Genomic DNA, 21,581 nt, shown 5'->3' on the forward strand with positions numbered 1-21,581 from the left:
ATCATCGGGACCAGCTTGAGATGAAATATAGCCCTCTTATATTCCAAAAAAAGCTTGCGAATCGAGCCCTAAGGCATGATTTCGCAAGCTTTTTATAATAAAAATATTATTTCCCAGTATGACCAAAGCCTCCGGCGCCGCGTTCGGTATCGGTTAGCTGCTCTACTTCTACCAAGGTTACGGAAGGTACAGCCTGAAATACCATTTGGGCAATCCGTTCATTGCGGACGATAGCAAAAGGCTCCTGCCCCAGGTTGATCAGCAGCACCTTAATTTCTCCGCGATAATCTGCATCAATGGTTCCTGGTGTATTTAGGCAGGTAATGCCATGTTTCAACGCCAGTCCACTGCGTGGACGAATCTGTGCCTCCAGTCCATCCGGCATGGCCAGTGAAATTCCCGTTGGAATCAACACTCGCGCACCCGGCACAAGTACAACTTCACTCTCCACCGCGGCGTACAGATCATAACCCGAGGCTTGTTCTGACATCTTACGGGGGATGAATACATCTTCATTTCCTGGAAGCTTATTAATTTGTACGTAGTAAGACAAGATCATCTCTCCTAACATTTGCAATGGCTTTGTCTGTTGATCCTACCATGGCTAGTGCAAGTGGCTCAGCGAACATTAGGTTCAGCACACGATCCACATCCTCCATGGTGACCTCTTGAATTTTGGATATCATATCATCCAGCGTATCGTGTCTTCCAAGCATAAGCTCATTTTTACCAATACGGTTCATCCGGCTGCTTGTGCTTTCGAGACTAAGAATGAGACTACCTTTAAGCTGTTCCTTGCCTTTTCTCAGTTCATCCTCACTAAGGCCCTTTGTAGCCAGGTCGTACATCATTTCTTTAATTAACTCCATAACAGCCTTAGTCTGCTTAGGCGCAGTCCCTGCATACACAGTAAACAAACCACTGTCCGCTTGGGAACTGTGATAGGAATAGACAGAATAGGCCAATCCGCGCTTTTCTCGGATTTCCTGGAACATCCGTGAGCTCATCCCGCCCCCGATAGCATTATTCAGCAGCACCATCGCATATTGCAGCGGATCGCCCGACTTAACACCTGGAAGGGATAGACAGATGTGATTTTGCTCTGTTTTTTTACGATGGTATACCAGCTCGCCATGAAAAACGGGTGGAGACAGCAGTGCAGCGGTGCCATGATTAGTGAACGAACCAAAATGCTGCTCCAGCAGCTCGATCAGCCCATCATTAATATTACCAGCTACGCTGATCACCGTATTTTCGATCGTATATTGATCTTTCATATAGCTTCGGAGATGGTCCGGCGTCATTTCCTGCAACCGTTCTTTCAGCCCGAGTATTGTATAGGCAAGTGGGTGATCGCCATAAGCGGCTGCACACATCAGGTCGTGCACCAGGTCATCCGGCGTATCTTCACACATGGAAATTTCCTCAAGAATGACGTTCTTTTCCTTCGCCAGCTCTTCAGCATCCATTCGTGAACGGAAGAACATGTCAGCCAGCACATCTACTGCAATCGGAAGATGCTCATCCAACACTTTTGCATAATAACATGTATATTCTTTAGAGGTAAAGGCATTAACGTTGCCGCCAATGGCATCAAATTGCTCAGCGATATCCTTGGCGCTATAACGATCCGTACCCTTAAAAAGCATATGTTCAACAAAATGGGAAACCCCATTGTTTTCGGGAATCTCATTTCGGGAGCCAGTCTTCACCCAGATTCCGAAGGAGACGGATCGCCCAGTCGGAATTTTCTCCAGAACTACTCGTAAACCGTTGGATAACAGTATTTTTTCCAATTCAAAATCCTCCTGGCATAGCCATGTTTCTATTCGTTATTATGACGCATTTATTCATCCTACCAGAACCTGCCCATTCACTCAACTGTAGAGGGCGTCAGACGCTCCGCTGACAGAGTTTGACTGACTGTGCCTAGCATTAATCCTTTTCCTTTAATCCCGCGAATCATGCCCCTCAGCGCCTTAGAAGACGAGGCTGTCGGATGCATTAGAATCAGCGTACCCGGCTCCACCTTGGCTGTAATCTTAGCAATGACCGATTCAGGTGTCGGATTGCGCCAATCAACGGTATCCAATGTCCAAAGCACCGTTTTCAATCCCAATCTGGTGGCAATATCCACCGTTTCTTGGTCAAAATCACCAGAAGGCGGTGCAAACCATTTATTGGTCACTCCAAGGGATTGCTTTAGCAGTTTTTGTGTTTTCTCAATTTCCGCAGTGGCCCGGTCATGGCTTAAAGTACTCATATTCGGGTGTGTATAGGCGTGGTTCTCCATTTCATGTCCGCGCTTCAGCATTTCTGCTGCAAGCTCAACATTATGGCTTAACCAGCTGCCATCCAGAAAAAAAGTAACCTTTACCTGCTCTTCATCCAGAATATCCAGCATTGGTTTAATATATTGATTCCCCCATGCTACATTGATCATAAGCGACACCATTGGCTTAGCCGGATTCCCCCGGTAAATAGGCTGCGCTCCCAGATCATCCAGGGATACCTTCGGTGCGATTTGCCGATATACATATTTGACCGGGGTATTCCCCCCCTGCAAAAGAGCATCCCTATACGTAGTCTCGACATCTACCTCTAACCCGTTGTACCCTGGAATCGCCTTCCACACCCGGTCAACGGTTGCATCTACGGGAGAAGCAGAAAGCTTGGCTGCTGTGCTCTCAATCTGCCTGCGCAAAGTATCGTCCTGTTGCTTAGGAGCATTACTCCAGACAGGTAGTCCACTCTGCGCCCTCATTTGAGCCAGCATATCCTTGACGGGCCCACGACTGCTCCCAATTCCTATTACTATGGCAATACAGGCTAGTACTAGCGCTGCTTTTTCCGTCTTCATGACAAACTTCCTCCCCAGCAGAAACTGATCAATTAGTGTCTAGTACAACCACTATGACGCTAGTCCCAGCCTATGAGCCTTCAGAAGAAAATATGCAGAACGGATTGCCTAATCTTAATCAAGAAGAAACGGATTCGCCGTCCTTCTATGGATGGCATCCGTTTCTTCGAGAAATGTAGGATAAGTTATCGGGTGGAACATATAATTTCTTATATTTAAAAAAAGAGCCAGAACGTATTCGTCTCTGTCTCTTTTCAAACATGCAATTGGACTAAATCAGTCTTAAGCCTTAGCTCCGCTTTCCGAGGTCAATACAGCTTTGCGCGACAAGTTGACGCGGCCCTGCTGATCAATTTCGGTTACCTTCACAGTGATCTTGTCGCCGATGGCTACAACATCTTCCACATTAGCTACGCGTTCAGTGGACAGTTGGGAAATGTGTACCAATCCATCTTTACCTGGAATCAGTTCGACAAATGCACCGAATTTCTCAATGCGTCTCACCGTACCCACGTAGATCTCGCCGACTTGCACTTCACGTACAATGCCTTCGATAATCGAACGAGCCTTTTGGATCATTTCTTCATTAGAAGAACCGATGAATACACGGCCATCCTGTTCGATGTCGATTTTCACGCCGGTTTCTTCGATAATCTTATTAATAATTTTACCGCCAGCACCAATAACATCACGGATTTTGTCCGGATTGATGTTGATGATAATAATCTTCGGAGCGTATTTGGACAGGTTAGGTCTTGGTTCTGCAATCACTTCGAGCATTTTGTCCAAGATGAACAAACGTCCTTCTTTAGCCTGCTGCAATGCTTCCTGCAGAATTTTGCGGTCGATGCCATCAATCTTAATGTCCATCTGAATAGCTGTAATTCCTTCTGCTGTTCCTGCTACCTTAAAGTCCATATCACCGAGGTGATCTTCCATGCCTTGAATATCAGTCAGGATCGAAACGTGATCTCCGTCCTTAATGAGACCCATAGCTACTCCGGCTACCGGTGCTTTGATAGGTACACCTGCATCCATCATTGCCAGTATGCTGGCACAGATACTTGCCTGGGAAGTAGAACCGTTAGATTCAATAGCTTCAGATACTAGACGAATGGTGTACGGGAATTCGGTTTCACTAGGAATAACCTTGGACAATGCACGTTCGCCCAATGCTCCGTGACCGATTTCACGACGACCCGGTGCTCTTAGTGGACGGGCTTCACCTACGCTGAACGGAGGGAAGTTGTAATGATGCATAAACCGTTTCGTTTCGGCCAGATCAATACCATCCAGAATTTGCACATCACCCAATGCACCAAGCGTACATACGCTGAGTACTTGAGTTTGACCGCGAGTAAACAGACCGGAGCCGTGTGTACGCGGCAGCAGACCTGTGTCACATTCAATTGGACGAATTTCGTCAAGCTTACGACCGTCTGGACGAACTTTATCATGGGTAATGAGACGTCTTACTTCTTCTTTAACAATGTCATGCAATGCTTCCTTGACATCCTTCAGAAGTTCCGGCGCTTCTATGTATTTCTCAGCGAAATACGCTACCGCTTCATCATTCACAACATCTATAGCTTCCTGACGGGCATGCTTCTCAGCAATTTTCACTGCATCCACCAAGCGGCTTTCTGCAAAAGCACGAACTTCAGTGTTAACAACAGCATCCACAGCGTGCAGCTTCACAGCCATCTTTTCTTTACCGGCAAGCTTCACCAGTTCTTCAATAGTTGTGACAATTTTACGGATTTCTTCATGTCCGAACATGATCGCTTCGAGCATAACATCTTCCGTTAATTCATTAGCTTCCGCTTCAACCATCATAATAGCGTTATAGGTACCTGCAACAACCAGATATAGATCACTTGCAGCTTGTTGAGCAATATCAGGATTAATTACGAACTCTCCGTTGACCCGGCCTACAGCCACGCCTCCGATTGGACCGCTAAAAGGAACATCAGAAATACTCAGTGCCGCAGAAGTACCAATCATAGCAGCAATTTCCGGTGAGCAGTCTTGGTCCACACTCATAACCATATTCAGTACCTGGACGTCATTACGGAAGCCTTCTGGGAACAAAGGACGAATGGGGCGGTCAGTCAGACGGCAAGACAGAATAGCCTTCTCACTAGGTCTGCCTTCGCGTTTAATAAATCCGCCCGGAATTTTACCTACCGCATATAATTTTTCTTCATAGTTCACTGTAAGCGGGAAAAAATCCAAATCCTTTGGTTCCTTTGAAGCTGTAACCGTACACAATACTGCAGTATCACCATAACGAACCATTACAGCTGCATTGGCTTGCTTGGCCAAGCGGCCGGTTTCCAGCACAAGGCGTCTTCCGCCCAATTGCATTTCCACACGTTGTTCCATAAAACCCCTCCTTGAATGGTAGTAGACCCGCTGTTCAATATAGCAGGTTAACGAGATAATCTAATTGAACCGAATAACTGTCGAAGTAGCCGGTACTGTATGCAATACAAGCAAAAACGGCTTGGCCTCACGATAGAGGTAAAGCAGCCGTTTTTGCGAATAATATCATCTTGCTTGTAAAAGTTTACCCTAAATTTTCAAAAAGCAACCCGGCTGTCCCGCTGTCGCTCCGAGAAGGACATACGGTATACAACCAGGCTGCTTTAAGGTTAATCTTATTGGATATTAACGACGCAATCCCAATCTTTCGATCAGGGCGCTATAACGTCTGATATCTTTATTCTTCAAATATGCCAAAAGTTTACGACGTTGTCCAACCATCTTCAACAATCCACGACGAGAATGATGATCCTTCTTGTGTGTACGCAAGTGGTCAGTCAAATTAAGAATGTTCTCCGTAAGGATAGCAACTTGCACCTCAGGGGATCCAGTATCGGATTCATGAGTTTTGTGCTCGTCAATCAATTGGTGTTTACGTTCTTGAGTCAAAGCCATCCTGTTCACCTCCTTCAATATAATCGCCTGTAGCCTCGTTACCGTCGGTGAGAACGAACAACCAAGCTAAGGTTATGTTGCCGTCAGTCCAGCAACGTTAATCAGTATAGCACCTTCATTGACAAAAGTAAACGACTTGTCTGATGCAGTTTATGAATTAGTTTCCAAAAGCTTTTTGGAGGTTTCGGCATCCGCAGTGATCTGCGCGATCAAAGTTTCTATAGAATCAAATTTACGCTCAGGACGAATGTATGAAACCAATTCTACCTTGAGTTCCTGATAATATAAGTCCCCGGCAAAATCGAACAGATGCACCTCGAAAGTCGGAGCAATTACGCCATCGTGAAAGGTAGGCTTCACACCCACATTCATGACGCCGGGCAGAATTTTACCATCATGAAAGACTCTGACCGCATAAACACCCTTTGCAGGAATGACAAAAGGATCATCCAGTTGAATATTTGCGGTCGGGAATCCGATGGTACGCCCCCGCTTTTCACCATGTCCTACCACCCCACGCAGATGATAGTTGCGTCCGAACCATGCATTTGCAAGCGCAAGTTCGCCGTTCTGGAGGGATTTCCGAATCCCAGAGCTACTTACCTTCTGTCCTTCAAGCAGGAACGGCGGTACCGTCTCCACAGCCATAATGCCTTCACCCAGCATACGAAGCATGTCCGCATCGCCTTCACCCTTGTAGCCAAAGCGGAAATCAAATCCGATCACTGCTGTTACAATTTGCAGCGGCAGCAGCATGATATTGACAAAATTCTTCGGGCTCACTTGGGATAATAGTTCATTGAATTCAACAATATACAGAATATCGACGCCCATTCCGGCAAGCAGCTGCTGCTTGTCCCTTTGTGGTGTCAAGTATCCCTCATAATCTCCCTTGCCCATAACATCCTTCGGATGAGGGTGGAAAGTTATGACTGCAGCCGGTACGCCTTCTTTACGAGCCATAGCTACAGCGGAACTAATGACACTGGCATGTCCGCGATGCAGGCCATCAAACTGCCCTAGGGCAGCCACTTGAGGCTGCGCCCAATGTGCAGCAGTCTCCGACGACATTGGATAGGTTAACGTTACAGTTCTCACGCTGGTAATCACCTACAATTCACTTGGAAAGTTGATTTTAAATTTGTGCAAATACCTTAACCGGAGCAATGGCTCCCGAATCTTCCAGTTCATAAATACCCAGAAATTCACTTTGCAGGTCGTATAGCCGGAAATGACCTGAACTCTCTACCTCAGGTAACACAAACCGGGACGAAAGGCGTTGTCCCTGCAATGCCGACTTTCTCTTCTCATCTACAACAGTATGACGTGGCAAATGTGAGATCGCTTCGTCAGCTGCTATAAGATGAGCTTCCAAGGTTCCTGCTTCCATATGGAAAGCAATTTCTTCCAGAGTGAGACAGTGGCTGGCTCTAATTCCTGCAGACATCGTTCTTTCCAGCTTCACCATTACACCTGGCAGCCCTAAAGCCCGGCCGATATCCACGCATAGTGTGCGAATATAGGTGCCTTTAGAGCAAAGTGCACGAAAAGTAATATCAGGATAATTGCCGCTCCAACTCATTCCTAGCATTTCAATCTCATAGATCTCTACTTCACGACTTTTGCGTTCTACGGTTTTGCCTTCTCTGGCTAATTCGTACAAGCGCTTGCCGTCAATTTTCACCGCTGAATACATAGGAGGAACCTGAGAGATTACTCCTCGGAAAGAACCAAGCACAGCCCGAACCTCTTCCTCGGTAACATGAACCTCATCTACCGTTTCCGTGATCGTTCCAGTCATGTCTTCCGTATCGCTGGCTAATCCTAGTCTAAGCGTTGCGACATATTCCTTAGGCAACTCCTGAATGTATTCCACTACCCGAGTAGCTCGTCCGAGACAAAGGGGCAACACACCAGTCACCTGGGGATCGAGTGTCCCCGTGTGACCAATCCGTTTCATTCCAAGAATGCGGCGTGCTTTAGCTACAACGTCATGTGATGTGAATCCTGCTGGCTTGTAGACAGCCAATACACCTGTAAGTTCACTCATAAATGACGTTTTACCTCCTCAAGTACCAAGGGAATAACCTTCTCCAATGTAGCTTCTATGCGCGCACCCGCAGCACGGGTATGACCCCCACCACCGAAGGTTTGAGCTAGCGCAGCTACATCCACCTTGCCAGCGGAGCGCAAACTGACCTTTACTGCTTGCTCATGAATGACCTTGAACAGAATGCCAACTTCCACGCCGCGTATATTGCGCGGATAGTTCACAATCCCTTCCAAATCTTCATTAGCTGCATCACAGTCAAGCATATCCTGAGGGGTAACGTGAACCCAAGCTATATCACCTTCTGGCGATAACTGTAAGGTGTTCAACGCCCGGTTCAGAACCTTAACTTGCGCAAGTGTCATTTCTTCAAGCAATGTTTCCGCCAGTTCAGGACCTTTAACACCAAGTGCCAATAGTTCTGATACAGCTGCCATTACCTTGGGTGAAGTATTGGCGTAGCGGAAGCCTCCGGTATCTGTCAACAGTCCCGTATAAATAGCTGTAGCAATATGAATATCCCACTCGATCCCAAACACTTTCAGCAGGTCGAATAGAATTTCTGCCGTGGCTGCTGCATCTGGCTTGATGAGATTAACGAGGCCATATCCATTGTTGGTCGGATGATGATCTATATTTACGATGAGCGCATCATCTGCAAAATAACATTGCGTCAGACCTACACGCTGGAAATCGGCACAATCGACACATATAACATTACTGTATTTACGTGTTTGCTCACTAGCAGCCAAATTGATAATTTCGTCGGCATGCCACAAGTATTCCATTCGTTTGGGAATCGGGCCTTCGTTCAGCATCGAATAATTCTTGCCCAGACATGAGAGAAGCCAGCCCACCGCGAGGGTGGAGCTGACTGCGTCTCCGTCCGGCTGAACATGCGACACTACAAGGTAATCGTCGTGTTCCAGCAGAAATTCACGGGTCTGCTGGAGACTTTGTTCATAGCTCTGCATTCGCCGTCTCCTTATTAACAAGGTTGCCTAAATCTACTCTGTCTTCCCGATGTCTCCAAGCAGCTTCTCAATATGACTGCCGTAAGCTACGGATTCATCCGTCTTAAAGACCAGCTCCGGTGTATGCCGGAGGCGGATAGCTTTACCAAGCTCTGAGCGAAGGAAGCCATGTGCCTTCTCAATCGCCTTAAGCGAAGCTGTCTTCTGATCTTCATCCCCTAATACGCTTAGGTATACTTTGGCCTGCGTCAAGTCATTAGTGACTTCTACGCCGGTTACTGTTACAAAACCGATTCGAGGATCTTTCATTTCTTTTTGGATCAGTAGGCTTAGTTCTTTTTTAATCTGTTCGCCTACACGTCCAGCTCTGATTTTAGACATCTATATCCACCTCTTCTTAGCGCTCTACAGTTTCCATAATGAACGCTTCGATAATGTCGCCCTCTTTGAGGTCATTATAGCGTTCCAATGTAATCCCGCATTCATACCCCTGCGCGACTTCTTTGGCATCGTCTTTAAAGCGTTTCAAGGTGTCAATCTTACCTTCGAAAACAACGATACCGCTACGAATCAAGCGCATTTCAGCATTGCGGGCAATTTTGCCGGAAGTAACCATACATCCTGCAATGGTACCCACTTTACTAATTGTAAAGACGTTGCGTACTTCAGCATGGCCGATAATGCTCTCTTTGAAGATAGGATCCAGCATACCTTTCATGGCCTGCTCAATTTCTTCAATGACGTTGTAGATGATGCGATGCAAACGAACATCTACCTTTTCTTGATCAGCCGCTGCCTTAGTCTGAGCGTCCGGACGAACGTTAAAACCGATAACGATGGCGTTGGATGCCGCTGCCAGCGTAATATCCGATTCCGTAATTGCTCCAGCTCCGCTGTGAAGAATCTTCACGCGTACGCCTTCGACTTCAATTTTAGCCAAAGAACCTTTAAGTGCTTCAACCGAACCCTGTACATCACCTTTAATGATAACGTTCAGGTCTTTGATTTCACCGTCTTTAATGTGCTTGAACAGATCATCCAAAGTTACACGGGTGTTAACGTTCAACTCGGATTGACGCTGAGTAATAGCCCGTCTGTCAGCAATCGCACGAGCTTTACGCTCATCCTCAAAGGCCATAAACGGATCTCCAGCTTGCGGCACTTCAGTCAAACCGGTAATTTCCACTGGTGTGGAAGGTCCCGCTTCTTTGATCTTGCGACCTTTGTCATTCACCATGGCACGAACACGTCCGAAGCAGTTACCTGCTACAAAAGCGTCTCCCACTCTCAGGGTACCATGTTGTACGAGAATACGTGCGACTGGTCCACGGTTCTTATCAAGTTCCGCTTCAATCACTGTACCACGCGCCCGTTTGTCTGGGTTCGCTTTGTATTCATTCACTTCAGCTACAAGTAAAATCATTTCCAGCAGTTCTTCCAGATTCGTGCGCTGTTTAGCAGACAAGTTTACAAAGATTGTATCGCCGCCCCACTCTTCAGGAACTAGGCCATATCCAGTAAGCTCTTGCTTCACCTTGTCAGGATCAGCGCCCACTTTATCAATTTTGTTAACAGCTACAATGATTGGTAGTCCTGCTGCCTTAGCATGGTTAATGGCTTCTACCGTCTGAGGCATAACACCATCATCCGCTGCCACCACAATTATGGTCATATCTGTAACCTGTGCTCCACGGGCACGCATTGCGGTAAACGCTTCGTGACCTGGAGTATCCAGGAACGTAATTTTCTTGTGGTTGATTTCGACCTGATACGCACCGATGTGCTGAGTGATCCCACCGGCTTCGCCGCTGGTCACATTTGTAGAACGGATAGCATCCAACAATGTTGTTTTACCATGATCGACGTGACCCATGATCGTTACAACCGGAGGACGGCTCTGCAGTTCTTCTTCAGTATCGTTCTCTTCAACGGTTTCAAAGCTGTCCTCATCAACAGGAATCTTCACTTCTACTTCTACACCAAATTCACCAGCAAGAAGTAAAATAGTGTCAAGATCAAGCTCTTGATTTATGGTAGCCATAACACCCATCGAGATCAGTTTTTTGATAACTTCCGAAGCATCCTTATGCAGCAGTTTCGCTGTTTCGCCAACAGTCATGCTGCCACGAACAATAATTTTCTTCGGCGTATTATCAACCTTCTCGCGACGTTCCATTTGTTGATTCTTACCGCGGCCGTTTTTGCCTCCGCGTCCGCGGAAGTTCCCGCCCTTACCATCATCAAAGCGTCTTTGGCCTGTACCCGTAGTTGGTCTGCTACCACCAGTAGCACCACTCTTCTTAGGACCACCTTTGGAGAAATCTCCGCCTGCGCCGCCTTGACCTTGTGGACCCGCTGAACGAGGCGCTCCGCCTTGACCTTGCGGACGATCGCCGGTGCGAGGAGCTGCACCTTGGGTCGGCGGACGGTTACCAGCTGGTGAGCTACCTTGTGGGCGGCTTCCAGTTGTACTGCTGCCTTGCGGGCGACTTCCAGTAGTTCCGCTACCTTGTGGGCGGCTACCTGTTGTACTGCTACCCTGTGGGCGACTTCCGGTAGTGCTGCTGCCTTGTGGGCGGCTTCCAGTTGTACTGCCTTGCGGACGACTACCAGTTGTACTGCTGCCTTGTGGGCGGCTTCCAGTAGTGCTGCCTTGTGGGCGGCTACCTGTTGTACTGCCTTGCGGACGTGCATTCTGTGTGGAACCTGTTTGTGCTGTGCGGGAATCTTGTCCGCTTTGGGGCCTTGGGGACGTCGTCGATTGGTTGTTGTTTTGGTTACTGTTCATACCTACCTGCTTTTCCGGTTGATTTTGGTTGGCGTTCTGAGCACTCTGGGGTTCGGCGGTTACCGCTCCGGTGGTTGTCACTGGGCGGCTGCTAGTACCGGGTTCCCGCTTGGCTGCAGCGTTTGACTTAATATCCTTAAAGAACTGTTCTACTTTGTTCACGGAACCATTCTCCATGACACTCATATGATTGTTCACAGGGACATCCAAACGCTTCAGAATGGTAATAATTTCTTTACTACTCATGTTCAATGATTTCGCGTATTCGTAAACACGCAGTTTATCTTTATTGTCTTCTTTAGTCAATAACTCCACCTCCGACAGTATCTCCAAGTTGCTTGGAGATCATTTCCGCGAATCCTTTATCCGTAACGGCCAGCACAACGCGCTGAACTTTACCAATACTTGCACCGAGACTGTCTCGATGAAATGCGATTACTAGTGGAATATCGTAGGTTCCGCATTTATCGCGGAACTTTTTCTGGGTATTATCTGAAGCGTCACCCGCCAGAACGACCAGCTTCGCTTCTGAAGACCGCACTGCCTTAAGTACAGCCTCATCGCCGGTGACAATCTTGCCTGCTCTCATTGCAAGCCCTAAATAAGAAAGTGCCTTACTCATTGTCCTCACTATCCTTTGCTGCTAAAAACTGCTCCTCCACGGATACAAAATCCCGGGCAAGCTGGGCATAGATTTCAGGACTCACTTGACATTTTAACGCACGATCAAGTGCTTTATTCTTTTGCGCCAATTTAAAACATTCCAGTTTCCCGCATATATAAGCACCTCGACCTGATTTCTTACCTGTCAGATCGATAAGCACCTCGCCCTCCGGCGTTCTAACCACACGAATCAGCTCTTTCTTGGGCTTCATCTCCTGGCTAACAACGCATTTGCGCAGCGGTACCTTCTTTTGTTTCATAACATAAGCCTCCCGTCAACAGGTTAATTAATCAATGGAGACGGAATCCTGATGCATTTCATCAACTGAAGTTCTCGCTCTGCCGTATTCCTGCTCCGCTTGGCTTTCGCTCTTGATATCAATTTTCCAGCCGGTAAGTTTGGCAGCAAGACGTGCGTTCTGCCCTTTAATGCCGATAGCCAGTGACAATTGATAATCAGGAACAATGACCCGTGCCATTTTCTCCGGTTCAAAGATCTGTACTTCAAGCACTTTGGATGGACTAAGCGCGTTCGCCACATATTCTTGAACAAGATCAGAATAACGGACGATATCGATCTTCTCGCCGCGAAGTTCTGTAACGATCGTCTGAACTCGTGTGCCTCTTGGACCTACGCAGGAACCGACAGGATCGACTTCCGGATTGCGGGAATACACAGCAATTTTGGAACGGAAGCCAGCTTCACGTGCAACGGAACGAATTTCAACCACGCCATCAAAAATTTCTGGAACCTCCAGCTCGAACAAACGCTTCAGCAGACCAGGATGACTACGGGACAGCATAATCTGCGGTCCTTTGGTTGTGTTCTCAACCTTGGTAATGTAGGCTTTGATGCGCTCGCTTTGCTTGAACTTCTCACCAGGCATCAATTCGCCAAGCGGGAGAACCGCCTCGATTTTGCCAAGATCGATGTAGATGTTGCGCATATCCTGACGCTGTACAAGGCCGGTAACGATATCATCTTCCTTGTCAATAAAAGCGTTATAGATGAGTCCACGCTCTGCTTCGCGAATACGCTGGGTCACAACCTGCTTAGCGGTCTGGGCGGCAATACGTCCGAAATCACGAGGTGTCACTTCAAGCTCAGCGATATCTTCAAGCTGGAAGTGCGGGTTAATCTCCCGAGCAGATGGCAGTGAGATTTCAGTCCGGATATCCAAGACTTCTTCTACAATCAGCTTGCGAGCATAAACCCTGATCACACCTGTTGCGCGATTCATGTCGACACGCACGTTTTGCGCTGCATTAAAATTACGTTTATAACTGGAGATCAGTGCAGCTTCGATGGCTTCAAATAGCACATCCTTGCTGATGCCTCTCTCCCTTTCCAGTTCATTCATAGCATCAATAAACTCCATACTCATGAAATTCCGGTCCCCCTTTCAAGACGTTAAAAAATAATGGCCAATCTCGCGCTGGCAACTTTGGCATATGGTATTGTTTGTTCTTTTTTGCCCGCGGAGATGAGCAGTTCCTCGTTCTCGAACGAGAGCAACCGACCTTCGAATTCTTTGAGTCCTTGAATCGGCTCATAAACAGTCACATACACGTCCTTGCCTACCGCTTTAGCAACATCCGCAGCTTTTTTGAGCGGACGTTCAGCTCCCGGCGAAGAAACCTCAAGGAAATAAGCCTCAGGGATAGGATCATTCTCATCCAATTTTTGACTGAAATATTCGCTGATACTTCCGCAGTCATCAATATCGATGCCGCCTTCTTTATCTACGAATATGCGCAGAAACCAATTGGAGCCTTCCTTCACGTATTCAACGTCCACCAGTTCGAAACCATTGTCGTCGAGATAGGGCCCGAGCATCTGCTCTACCGTTTGTTTAATATTTGATTTGGGTGTGCTCAAAAGAAAATAACCTCCACGAACTTGTCTTTTGCTATATACCAAAGATAAAGAGTGGGTTTCCCCACTCTTTACACAACGGACTTATCTCATTATTACCAAAGAAATTATACCATACAGCGGTAGCACTGACAAGTGCTAGCCCTTGACTGCCTCTTTTGAACATTCATTTTCTAGATATTATGAGGTCTTAGAATAAGGAAAGTTGATTACTTTCCGGTAATCCGCGGAAGCAGCCCATCCCGGTTAGGAGCTCAATAACCGTCTTGCTCGCCTTTGATTTCTGTTGGAAATCTTCGATGGAAAGAAATTCACCAGCCTCTTTGGCGGCAGCAACGTTATAGGCTGCATTATCACCAATACCCTGTAATGCAGAGAAGGGGGGGATAAGACTGTTGCCGTCAACTATAAAGTTGATAGCATCGGACCGGTAAAGATCAATATTTTTGAAAACAAAACCACGTGCGGTCATTTCCAGTGCCATTTCAAGAATAGGCAGCATGGCTTTTTCTTTCGGCAAGGCCTGAAATCCTTTTTGCTCAATTTCGACAATCTGACGGGTAATGGCATCATACCCCTTGCAGCAAAGCTCAATGTCAAAATCCGCTGCTCTTACCGAGAAATAGGTCGCATAATATTCTATCGGGTAATAGAGTTTAAAGTAGGCGGTACGGACAGCAGATATAACATAAGCCGCAGCATGCGCCTTTGGAAACATGTACTGGATCTTCAAGCAAGAATCAATATACCACTGCGGAACTTTGCATTTCTTCATTTCATCGATCCATTCGGCCGACAGACCTTTACCTTTACGCACGCTTTCCGTAATTTTGAAGGCAAGACCTGCATCCATACCCGCTTTATATATTAAGAAAAGCATGATATCATCCCGACAACCAATAACGGTCTTGATGTTACAGGTGTTGTTCTTGATGAGATCCTGGGCATTGCCCAACCATACACCGGTACCATGCGACAACCCGGAAATTTGCAATAAATCGGCAAAGCTCGAAGGTTGGGACTCGATAAGCATCTGGCGGACAAAACGTGTGCCCATCTCTGGAACGCCATAGGTTGCAACTGGCGTGCGTATCTGATCGGGTCTTACCCCAAGTGAATCCGTAGAGTTGAACATGCTCATTACTTTGGGATCGTTCATCGGGATCGACGTAGGATCAACACCTGTTAAATCCTGCAGCATACGCATCATCGTCGGATCATCGTGACCCAGAATATCAAGCTTAAGCAAATTGGCATCAAACGCATGATAATCAAAATGAGTCGTCTTCCACTCGGAGTTGACATCATCGGCTGGAAACTGCACAGGCGTAATATCTTCTATTTCCATATAGTCCGGCAAAACGACTATCCCACCGGGATGCTGGCCCGTGCTTCGCTTCACACCCGTACAGCCAGCCGCTAGACGGCCGACCTCAGCGCCGCGCCAACGTTTCTGATGATGTTCCTCATATTTCTTGGTAAAGCCAAAGGCGGTCTTCTCAGCCACCGTACCGATCGTCCCCGCACGGAATACGTTGTCCGGTCCAAACATCGTCTTGGTGAAATTATGGGCATTCGGCTGATAAGCACCTGAAAAGTTAAGATCGATATCGGGAACCTTATCACCCTTAAATCCAAGGAAGGTCTCAAAAGGAATATCCTGTCCTTCGCCTCTCAACTTTCCGCCGCAATCCGGACAGGTCTTATCCGGCAAGTCGAACCCGCTCGGCACACTGCCGTCAAGGAACCATTCGCTGTGCCGACATTCAGAATTACCGCAAATATAATGAGCCGGAAGCGGATTAACCTCGGATATCCCGAGAAAGGTCGCTACCACTGAAGAGCCAACAGATCCTCGAGACCCAACAAGATAACCGTCCTGATTCGATTTTTTGACGAGACGTTCAGAGATCAGATAGTTGGCAGAGAAACCAAATTTGATGATTGGCGCCAGTTCTTTCTCCAATCGAGCTATCACTACTTCTGGCAGCTCCTCGCCGTAAATGGACTTGGCTGTGCTGTAGCAGGTCTCACGAATCTCTTCATCGGCACCCTCGATAACGGGCGTAAACAGCTTTTCCGGGAATAACTCATAGTCCTCGAAGCGTTCGGCTAACTCCACTGTATTGGTGACGACGACTTCCAGCGCTTTTTCAGAACCTAGAAATTCAAACTCAGTCAGCATTTCATCCGTTGTCCGAAAATGGGCATCCGGTTTACGCAAATCCTTCAATGGGCTAAAGCCCGTAATTCCATTAATGGTGATATCGCGGAACAGCTTATCACGTGGTTCAAGATAATGGACGTTACCCGTAGCAATAACCGGCTTATTCAGCTGTTCGCCAATTTCGCAGACCTTGCGTACCGCACCCCGCAGCTCCTCTGGACTGGCCACAAAACCTTTGTCCACCAAATGCATGTACATCGTCAGCGGTTGAATCTCCAGAACATCGTAGAATTGGGCAACCTCCGTCGCTTCCTCCGTAGTTTTGTTCAGCACAGCCTCAAAGAATTCCCCACGTTCACAGCCAGAAATAATCAGCAGACCATCTCGCAACTCTTCTAGTTTCGACTTTGGAATACAAGGTACACGTTTAAAGTACTCCGTATGCGACATCGAAATCAGCTTGTACAGATTCTTCTTGCCAATAGGGTTGAGCGCATAAATGCAGCAATGAAACGGACGCACGGTTGAAAGATCATTACCTACATAATCATTTAGGCGATCAAGTCGTGTCATGCCTTTTAGCTTCTGCGCATCCACCAGCAAACCGTTTAGAATCCCGCCCAAAGCAACAGTATCATCTATCGCACGGTGATGGCTCTCCAACAAAACTTTATATTTGTCGGCCAAAGTGTTCAGCCTGTGATTTTTCATAGTCGGATACAGCAGACGTGCCAGTTCAAGGGTATCCAGCGTGGGATTAGTCAGCTTTGGCAGTCCCAACTTTACTAGTGATGCTTGAATAAATCCCATATCAAATCTGGCGTTATGCGCAACTAGTATGCTGTCCCCTACAAAATCCACAAACTGATGTAACACGGGTTCCAGATCAGGGGCATCCTTGACCATTTCATCTGTTATGCTCGTCAACTGCGTGATATGATAAGGAATCTTCTCATGCGGATTAACAAAAGTAGAATAACGGCCAAGTTCCTTACCCTCGCACATTTTAATGGCTGCCAGCTCGGTAATATTATTGCGAGTAATCGACAAACCCGTGGTCTCGATATCAAACACGACATAGGTTGCCGTCTTGAGCTCCAGCTCCTGAGCGTTCTCGACTATATTCACAGCGTCATTAACTACATTGGCTTCGACCCCATAGATCATCTTGATCTTGTTCTTATGTGCAGAATGCGCCGCGTCCGGAAAAGCTTGAACCACACCATGATCGGTGACGGCAATTGCTGGATGACCCCATTTCGAAGCTGTTTTGACATAAGCATCAATGGAAGCCACCGCATCCATCGCGCTCATCTTCGTATGAAGATGGAATTCCACCCGCTTCAGTGGAGCATTATCTTTGCGTGCAGGCGGAGCCTGTACCTCCGACAAATCGGATGGAATCATGACCAGCTCGGGAATCTGCATAAAACGATCGAATTCCACCTTGCCGCGTGCTCTCACCCATTTGCCGTTTGCAAGCTGGCTCATTACCTTTAAATCCTCTTTGTTCTTGGCAAACATCTTCATCTGCAGTGAATCGCTGAAATCGGTCAAACTAAAGGTGAACAGTGTACTGCCGTTACGCAATTCCTTGCGGTCCAGCCCAAAGATCGTACCCTGAATGGTAATCTTCTTCTCTTCATCCTGTATATCCACCATTGGAACAGCTTGCTCCTTGATCTCATAGCCAACCTGCAGCCGGACTACCTCACCTGAGTCACTCTCTTCAGAAGAAACCTCTGGCTCGCTGGCGGACATCATAAGCTCTACTAGCTCCCGCTCTTCCTGCTGAACCTTTTGCTGCAATTCTTCATAGACGTTGACGTTACTCACATTTTCCGCCATTTGTACTTTAACCTTAAGAACAAGACCAAAGTACTTCTCGTAAAATTTGATAATTGCCGCGTCAATCCCTTTTTTGCGGGCCAGTTCCAGCGAAGTGGAATCACTCATCGTCAGCAATAATATATCGCCTTTAAGCTCTTGAGTTGAACGCGTCATCCAACCGTTAACGGAAGGAATCTCGCGGTGCACCCACTCCAGAAACAGCCCCCAGTACTCCCCAACAAGGTCTGCTCTGTTAACTTTCTCATCATATAGAAACAAAAAACTCACTTTGGCAATATGCTGCAACTTCTCGCGCATCCTGAGGCAGAATGTTCGGTAGGTCTGTGCCGGAATCAGTGTTTCCTTAGTGATCACAATATGCCAATCCCGGTTGCCACGGCTGATCTCCACACGTTCTATATACCCGTCCAAAAAGTAGGGATCAATCAGCGCGGGTGGTATTTCTCCCTGCTTCATCAGCAACTCGAACCGTTTTCTTCTCTCCATGTTCTGTTCCATGCTATCCCCCTTACCTGACTGAAGCATAAACTCTCTGACATTATGATAAAAAGCTCCCGGGATAAAAAGCATTGGGTTCTTTCGGCCCGCCGACTCCTCTCGCCAGAAGCTACATTTGAGAACATCATAATAAGTTGATTAAATTTAGTAAGCCTTAGCAAAAACAACTGTATGCTTAGCAGGCTCTCCACAGCAGATACAAATTTCTTTAACTTCTGAAGGGTTAAAAGGAATGTTGCGGCTGCCTGCCCCGGTTTCTTCCTTAACCTTGGTCTCGCATTCCTCCGAGCCACACCAGCCTGCCAGCGCAAAGCCACGTTTCTCTTCCATGGAAGCCTTCATTTCTTCCAGTGTATCTACAGAATAGAAGTTATCCTCACGGAACTTCAGCGCACGCTCGAACATATCTGTATGGACTTGCTCCAGCATGGCATTGACTTCTTCCACGAGGTTCTCCTGCTGAACGATCTTCTTCTCGCCGGTAATGCGTGAGACTAGCACACACACACCATTCTCCATATCACGTGGTCCAAGTTCCAGACGGACAGGTACACCACGCATTTCGTATTCGTTGAACTTCCAGCCAGGTGTTACATCCGCACGATCATCCACACGCACGCGAATTCCAGCACTTTTCAGCTCCTGGAACAGCTCGTCCGTCCGTCCAATCACAGCTTCACGAGTCTTAGGAGGTCCAATCGGAATCATTATCACCTGAGTTGGAGCAACTTTTGGTGGCAAGACAAGACCACGGTCATCACCATGCACCATGATTAACGAACCGATCAGGCGCGTACTAGTTCCCCATGAAGTAGTGTGTACATACTCAAGCACGTTCTCACGACTTAAATATTGAATATCAAAAGCGACGGCGAACTTTGTACCCAAATAATGTGAGGTTCCCGCTTGGACAGCACGTCCATCCTTCATCATCGCTTCAATGGAGTAGGTATCCACTGCTCCGGCAAATCTCTCCGAAGGCGTCTTCTGTCCAGTGATAACCGGGATGGCCAAGTAGCCCTCAACGAAGTCACGATAAATCTCCAGCATACGCATAGTTTCTTCACGAGCTTCGGTTTCTTCCTCATGCGCCGTATGCCCTTCCTGCCAGAGGAATTCACTAGTGCGAATAAACGGTAGAGTCCGTTTCTCCCAGCGGACAACATTAGCCCATTGGTTGATCAGAACTGGTAGGTCACGATACGATTGAATCCACTTGGAGTACATATGACCAAACATGGTTTCCGAAGTCGGACGAATCGCCAGACGCTCTTCCAGCTTATCTCCACCTGCTTCAGTGACCCAAGGGAGTTCCGGATTGAAGCCCTCAATATGTTCCTTTTCCTTTTGAAAAAAGCTTTCTGGAATAAACAGCGGGAAATAGGCGTTACGGTGACCGGTTGCCTTGAACCGACGGTTCATTTCCTCTTGAATATGCTCCCAAATTTCATAGCCGTCCGGCTTAAAAACAATACAGCCCCGTACCGGAGAGTAATCCATCAGGTCTGCCTTTTTAATAACATCAATGTACCAGCGTGAGAAATCCTGCGCCTGTGGTGTGATTTCTGTAACAAACTGCTTATCTTTTGACATGTAATGAAGTTCCTCCCCAAAAAAATTATCCAGTGATCAAGCGCAATATATCATTATAAGTAACAGCAATCATTAGCAAGAACAGCATCGCGAATCCGACAAAATGGACCATACCTTCATGTCCTGGATCGACTGGCTTGCCGCGCAGTGCCTCTACTCCAAGGAAGGCCAAACGGCTTCCATCAAGTGCAGGAATTGGTAGCAGGTTGAAAATACCCAGATACAAGCTCAGAATAGCAGCCCAATAGGTAAGATATTCAATGCCCTGCTGGGCAATCTGGCCAGTCAATTCAAATGTGCGAACCGGACCTCCGATATCATCCATATTAAATTTATTTACTAGCTGTTTGAATCCCAGAAAAATCGCCTTGGTTGTGTCGACCATAGCCACACCGGAACCCTTTACAGTCTCGCCTATGCCAGCCTTACGACTAGGAAGTTCAGGAGTAATCCCAACCTTGCCACCGTCTTCACCCTCCATACCTCGAGGTACCATAGTCACGTTAATCGTCTCGTCGCCGCGCAGCAAAGTCCATTTCATTTCCTTGCCCTTAGACTTCGAGGTTAGGGTAATCATCTTTTGATAATCGGCGCCGATCTTTTCTCCATTAATAGATTCTACAATGTCACCTTTTTGCAGACCTGCCTCTTGTGCAGGCATCCCTTGGCTAACATCACCTATCTTAACGAAGGTAGGATTCTCGACTGGAATTCCTACCATTTGTAAATGGATGGCGAATAGAACAAAAGCTAACAGGAAGTTCATCACAGGACCTGCAACAATCGCCAATGCACGCTGTCCAACCGTTTTACTGCCAAATTGACGGTCCTTAGGAGCAATTTGGGTCTGTTGTGTCCCTCTGATCATCATCGCTTGTGGGTTGACATCATAGGTAGTAACTTCTCCATCTACATCCAGCCGAATCACCAGTTCAACCTCAAGGTCAGTATATTGTGCCTCACCACGGATAACATTTCTGCGGGTGTCGAGAGCATCCAGATAAATATTCTTAACCTTGTTATCCTGCCCGAGTCTCACAGCGATGGTCTGACCTGAACCGATCTCGATAATCTCAGGATCTTCACCAGCCATACGCGCATACCCTCCAAACGGGAGTAAGCGAAGGGTAAACTGGGTTTCATTGCGTTTATAAGAAAACAGTTTCGGGCCGAAACCGATAGCGAATTCTCTGACGAGAATACCTGCGCGTTTAGCGAAATAGTAATGTCCCCATTCATGTACGGTCACAAGTACAAAAAACATGAGCACCGTTAAAAAAACAACTTGAACCATTTCCAAGCGTAACAACCCCCTTTAGGT

The 21,581-nt window shown here is 47.1% G+C and carries 17 protein-coding genes and 1 pseudogene; 1 reads left to right on the top strand and 17 read right to left on the bottom strand.

Annotated features, from left to right (window positions below; genetic code table 11):
- Positions 1-106: 106 nt before the first annotated feature.
- The 3 genes from dut to GJB61_RS17615 form a co-directional block, all read right to left on the bottom strand.
- The gene (dut, locus tag GJB61_RS17605) at positions 107-553 is read right to left on the bottom strand and encodes a dUTP diphosphatase (protein ID WP_195724375.1); all 447 of its coding nucleotides are present in this window, start codon (positions 551-553) and stop codon (positions 107-109) included.
- Positions 531-1,796 (bottom strand): M16 family metallopeptidase, encoded by a 1,266-nt coding sequence (locus GJB61_RS17610; protein ID WP_154120240.1) that lies wholly within the window; start codon positions 1,794-1,796, stop codon positions 531-533. Before GJB61_RS17610 ends, dut begins: the two co-directional genes overlap by 23 nt.
- Positions 1,797-1,873: 77 nt before the next feature.
- Complete coding sequence (locus GJB61_RS17615; protein WP_154120242.1) at positions 1,874-2,860, bottom strand: polysaccharide deacetylase family protein; 987 nt, start codon at positions 2,858-2,860, stop codon at positions 1,874-1,876.
- Positions 2,861-2,913: 53 nt separating this feature from the next.
- Between GJB61_RS17615 and GJB61_RS32215 the strand changes: the two genes are divergently transcribed.
- On the top strand, positions 2,914-3,039 hold the full coding sequence (locus GJB61_RS32215; protein ID WP_267490822.1) for a hypothetical protein: 126 nt from the start codon (positions 2,914-2,916) through the stop codon (positions 3,037-3,039).
- Positions 3,040-3,142: 103 nt separating this feature from the next.
- On the opposite strand, the gene pnp is transcribed toward GJB61_RS32215, so the two are convergent.
- The 14 genes and pseudogenes from pnp to rseP all read right to left on the bottom strand — a co-directional run bounded on the left by pnp (position 3,143) and on the right by rseP (position 21,560).
- Positions 3,143-5,245 (bottom strand): polyribonucleotide nucleotidyltransferase, encoded by a 2,103-nt coding sequence (gene pnp, locus GJB61_RS17620; RefSeq protein ID WP_154120244.1) that lies wholly within the window; start codon positions 5,243-5,245, stop codon positions 3,143-3,145.
- 285 nt (positions 5,246-5,530) lie between these two features.
- Positions 5,531-5,800, bottom strand: a complete 270-nt coding sequence (gene rpsO, locus GJB61_RS17625; RefSeq protein ID WP_154120246.1) for a 30S ribosomal protein S15 — start codon at positions 5,798-5,800, stop codon at positions 5,531-5,533.
- A gap of 150 nt (positions 5,801-5,950) precedes the next feature.
- Positions 5,951-6,898, bottom strand: coding sequence for a bifunctional riboflavin kinase/FAD synthetase (locus tag GJB61_RS17630; RefSeq protein ID WP_338115913.1), 948 nt, complete (start codon positions 6,896-6,898; stop codon positions 5,951-5,953).
- Positions 6,899-6,935: 37 nt separating this feature from the next.
- Complete coding sequence (gene truB / locus GJB61_RS17635; RefSeq protein ID WP_154120247.1) at positions 6,936-7,850, bottom strand: tRNA pseudouridine(55) synthase TruB; 915 nt, start codon at positions 7,848-7,850, stop codon at positions 6,936-6,938.
- The gene (locus tag GJB61_RS17640) at positions 7,847-8,824 is read right to left on the bottom strand and encodes a DHH family phosphoesterase (RefSeq protein ID WP_154120249.1); all 978 of its coding nucleotides are present in this window, start codon (positions 8,822-8,824) and stop codon (positions 7,847-7,849) included. The genes truB and GJB61_RS17640 overlap by 4 nt, the downstream gene beginning before the upstream one ends.
- A 33-nt stretch (positions 8,825-8,857) precedes the next feature.
- On the bottom strand, positions 8,858-9,205 hold the full coding sequence (gene rbfA, locus GJB61_RS17645) for a 30S ribosome-binding factor RbfA (protein WP_154120251.1): 348 nt from the start codon (positions 9,203-9,205) through the stop codon (positions 8,858-8,860).
- A gap of 16 nt (positions 9,206-9,221) precedes the next feature.
- Positions 9,222-11,918: a translation initiation factor IF-2 gene (infB, locus tag GJB61_RS17650; RefSeq protein ID WP_154120399.1), complete on the bottom strand. Its 2,697-nt coding sequence runs from the start codon at positions 11,916-11,918 to the stop codon at positions 9,222-9,224.
- Positions 11,916-12,234 (bottom strand): annotated as a pseudogene (locus tag GJB61_RS31245) (L7Ae/L30e/S12e/Gadd45 family ribosomal protein); the annotation flags it as partial. The gene infB and the pseudogene GJB61_RS31245, both read right to left, overlap by 3 nt.
- On the bottom strand, positions 12,227-12,535 hold the full coding sequence (gene rnpM, locus GJB61_RS17655) for an RNase P modulator RnpM (protein ID WP_154120252.1): 309 nt from the start codon (positions 12,533-12,535) through the stop codon (positions 12,227-12,229). The gene rnpM and the pseudogene GJB61_RS31245, both read right to left, overlap by 8 nt.
- A 27-nt stretch (positions 12,536-12,562) precedes the next feature.
- On the bottom strand, positions 12,563-13,660 hold the full coding sequence (nusA, locus tag GJB61_RS17660; RefSeq protein WP_154120254.1) for a transcription termination factor NusA: 1,098 nt from the start codon (positions 13,658-13,660) through the stop codon (positions 12,563-12,565).
- 26 nt (positions 13,661-13,686) lie between these two features.
- Positions 13,687-14,154 (bottom strand): ribosome maturation factor RimP, encoded by a 468-nt coding sequence (gene rimP / locus GJB61_RS17665; RefSeq protein ID WP_154120255.1) that lies wholly within the window; start codon positions 14,152-14,154, stop codon positions 13,687-13,689.
- Positions 14,155-14,341: 187 nt separating this feature from the next.
- Positions 14,342-18,667: a PolC-type DNA polymerase III gene (locus tag GJB61_RS17670; RefSeq protein WP_154120257.1), complete on the bottom strand. Its 4,326-nt coding sequence runs from the start codon at positions 18,665-18,667 to the stop codon at positions 14,342-14,344.
- 144 nt (positions 18,668-18,811) lie between these two features.
- The gene (proS, locus tag GJB61_RS17675) at positions 18,812-20,260 is read right to left on the bottom strand and encodes a proline--tRNA ligase (protein WP_154120259.1); all 1,449 of its coding nucleotides are present in this window, start codon (positions 20,258-20,260) and stop codon (positions 18,812-18,814) included.
- 25 nt (positions 20,261-20,285) lie between these two features.
- The gene (gene rseP, locus GJB61_RS17680; RefSeq protein ID WP_154120261.1) at positions 20,286-21,560 is read right to left on the bottom strand and encodes an RIP metalloprotease RseP; all 1,275 of its coding nucleotides are present in this window, start codon (positions 21,558-21,560) and stop codon (positions 20,286-20,288) included.
- Between the last annotated feature and the right edge of the window lie 21 nt (positions 21,561-21,581).

This window comes from Paenibacillus monticola, from assembly GCF_009664975.1.
Classification (GTDB): Bacteria; Bacillota; Bacilli; order Paenibacillales; family Paenibacillaceae; genus Paenibacillus_AQ; species Paenibacillus_AQ monticola.